This is a genomic window from Holdemanella sp., assembly GCF_056804935.1.
In genome coordinates, this window is record NZ_DBMEXE010000181.1 from 1 (window position 1) to 2,630 (window position 2,630).

Sequence of the window (2,630 nt, forward strand, 5' to 3'; positions counted from 1 at the left end):
TCTTTCTTGTAGTTCATCTAAATCTTTACGTAGTGTTTCTGGAGTAACAGAAAGTAATTTGGCAAGTTCTGTGACTTTTATTTTCTCTTTTCCTTCAAGAATTTGACGAATTTGAAGTTGTCTTTCTTCTTTCTTCTTTGACATGTTTTCACCTATTTTCTTTTGAATCCAATTAAATTATAAACGAAATATTTTGAAAACAGAATAAAAAGTGGGAATACAAATAATTTGAAAGTGAGTAATGAATTCAATATTGTTTCTGTGCATAATGAGATTGTCTAAAGAAAGTGTGTGATAGATATGGTAGTTCGATTGAATCCGGTTGAATTTGCGAAGGCAATGATGAAAAAGAAGAAACAATTGATTCCCACGCCGATTGTTTTAGATAATGGAATTGCCGGTATTGTGTATGGATATTATGATAGGGATGATTTTTATTATTTGGATCGTCTTGATGTCGATGTTTCTAAAAAAGAAGAATTAAGAGAAATGAATGTAATGGAATTGAGGCAAGAAATAGCGTTAAAAATTAAAATTTTTGTAGCCAACTCAAATTGAGATAAAATCTTTTGAATCTTAAATAAAAACTTGGAAAGCTAAATAATTAAATTAAACTATTGAGAAGAATCCACAATTCATACATAATGCAGGTGTCAAAGGAGGTATAAGAAATGTGTACAGTCGTCCATCTTGAACCAGAAGATTTCGCAAGAGAATTAGTTCATAATCAAAAAAATGTTTATGCCAGAACGTATGTCCTCGATTGTGGACTTGCCGTAGTTATCTATATGTGTCAAGATTCACATTTCCTATACTACTTAGACAGACCGGATTGTTCGAAAGAAAAAAAGGACATGCTGAAATCGATGAATTTTTATGAACTGCATGCCGAAATCTATCGTAAGGTCAATTTAGATAATCGCCTTCGCGAAAGACAAAATAACCCAAGCTAGATTGCTTGGGCTTATTTAATATATCCAAAGGTAAAGTGTTCGCCTGTTTGTTTATCATTACGATAGCTAAAACATGTATCGAGCTCTTTTTTTGTATCATATACACTTGGATGAATGTTTTGTGCCGGAACCCCTAATTCCTTACACATTTCAATATTGATACCTTGATTATCAATATAGGCTTTTTCATTTGGCATATAACGAATGAAAGGTGTTGTATCAATGCTGATTTGTTTCATTTGTTCAACAACTTCCATGCCAACTTCTAAAGAATCAAATTGAATACTTGGAGAAAAATATACGTGACAGGATTCAGGGTGAATCAAATCTTTTTCGATTAATTCGCTCAAGCATTTTTTTGTGATTTCTAAAGTAGTTCCTTTCCATCCAGAATGAATAGCACATATGCATGGTGTTGTTTCATCAATGACAAGAATACCTAAGCAGTCAGCTGTAAATACACCAATTAGAATGTTTGGCTCTGTCGTATATACGGCATCTACATTCATAATGCTTGTATTTTTGTCATAGGCACCCTTACCTTTATCACTAGAAGTAACGTGGGCCATGTTGTTTGTGTGCTTTTGCCAAGGAAGTACCCAGTTATCTAGAGGCATATTTAGTTCTTCAGCTAATCTTTTGCGGTTGATCATAACAGCTTCTGGATCGATACACACATGGAGTGCGGTATTGTTCTTTTCAGAAAGAGCAATATTTTTTAGTGTAGTAGCACCAAATATGTGTTCGTTATTGATATGAATAATTTTATTTTTTTGAATAGACATCTGTAATTTCTCCAATATATACATAGTGCAAATCATCGAGTGGATAATTTTTTTCGTAAATTTCAGGCATTAAGAAATGTTCTTTTTCGAGTTTTCCAACATAGAGTTTCTTGCAAATAAAGACTTCTTTAGCTTCTTTAAATGTAGGATTTCCATCTACCATTTCAATATGGAAGTTCACTTTTGAAATCTTATCTTCATCCTTACCTGATTTTGTGCCTAAGTAAGATAATTCTTTGTGTTTATCATCAAAGAAGGATAGGGTAAACGTCTCACTTTCATCAACGAATTCTTTTGTGTATCTTTGTGGTCGAATAAAGAAAATCGCAACATCCTTATTCCATAAGTGACCAAGTGTCCCCCAGGAAGCGGTCATAGTGTTGGTTTTACCGTTTTTTGTAGCACTGATAAGTAGCCAGTCTTTTCCAATCTTATCAAAAGGATTGAAGTTTAGACTATGAATATCAACTTTTTCAAACATATATAATTCCTCCTATATTCTGTGTTTTAAAATCAAATAAACTTCGGCTTTTGTTGCTTCTGGATATGGTTGTACAAATAGAAGTCCAATTCCGCAACAAATTGTGCCTAGAATAATCCATCCTAAAAAAGATAAATCTAAGACAAATAGATCCATCTTTTGTCCAGTCGTCATTTGTTTGGACAAAGAGAAGGCTTCATCAGCCGAAAGATTTGGATTTTCTGCCAATAGATATGGAATCATAGAATATTCGTAAGCTTTAATAACTCCAGGTACTATGAATAAGAATAGCCATAGTAGGGTTTTTAAATCCATTAAAAATAGGATTTTTACCACATTTAAATAATTGCCTTTAAACCCTTTGAATATTTCACTTAGTTCAGGATTCTCGTTATTATTCTTTATAAAGTA

General features: G+C 32.6%; 6 protein-coding genes. 2 read left to right on the plus strand and 4 right to left on the minus strand.

Annotation, left to right across the window (positions count from 1 at the left end):
- Positions 1 to 144 (minus strand): DeoR family transcriptional regulator (locus ACZQCL_RS07790; RefSeq protein WP_482482622.1); only part of this gene is annotated, 144 nt, incomplete at its 3' end.
- Positions 145 to 291: 147 nt separating this feature from the next.
- Here ACZQCL_RS07790 and ACZQCL_RS07795 point away from each other — a divergent pair.
- Together ACZQCL_RS07795 and ACZQCL_RS07800 are read left to right on the plus strand one after the other, a co-directional pair.
- A complete protein-coding gene (locus tag ACZQCL_RS07795) occupies positions 292 to 558 on the plus strand; it encodes a hypothetical protein (protein ID WP_270744097.1) in 267 nt (88 codons plus the stop codon).
- 113 nt (positions 559 to 671) lie between these two features.
- A complete protein-coding gene (locus tag ACZQCL_RS07800) occupies positions 672 to 953 on the plus strand; it encodes a hypothetical protein (RefSeq protein WP_329983945.1) in 282 nt (93 codons plus the stop codon).
- 11 nt (positions 954 to 964) lie between these two features.
- On the opposite strand, the gene ACZQCL_RS07805 is transcribed toward ACZQCL_RS07800, so the two are convergent.
- From ACZQCL_RS07805 to ACZQCL_RS07815, 3 genes are all read right to left on the minus strand, one after another.
- A complete protein-coding gene (locus ACZQCL_RS07805; RefSeq protein WP_329993784.1) occupies positions 965 to 1,738 on the minus strand; it encodes a purine nucleoside phosphorylase YfiH/LACC1 family protein in 774 nt (257 codons plus the stop codon).
- A complete protein-coding gene (locus tag ACZQCL_RS07810) occupies positions 1,719 to 2,219 on the minus strand; it encodes a flavin reductase (RefSeq protein WP_482482619.1) in 501 nt (166 codons plus the stop codon). The genes ACZQCL_RS07805 and ACZQCL_RS07810 overlap by 20 nt, the downstream gene beginning before the upstream one ends.
- 12 nt (positions 2,220 to 2,231) lie before the next feature.
- Positions 2,232 to 2,630: DUF975 family protein (locus ACZQCL_RS07815; RefSeq protein ID WP_482482621.1), on the minus strand; the 399-nt coding region annotated here is incomplete at its 5' end.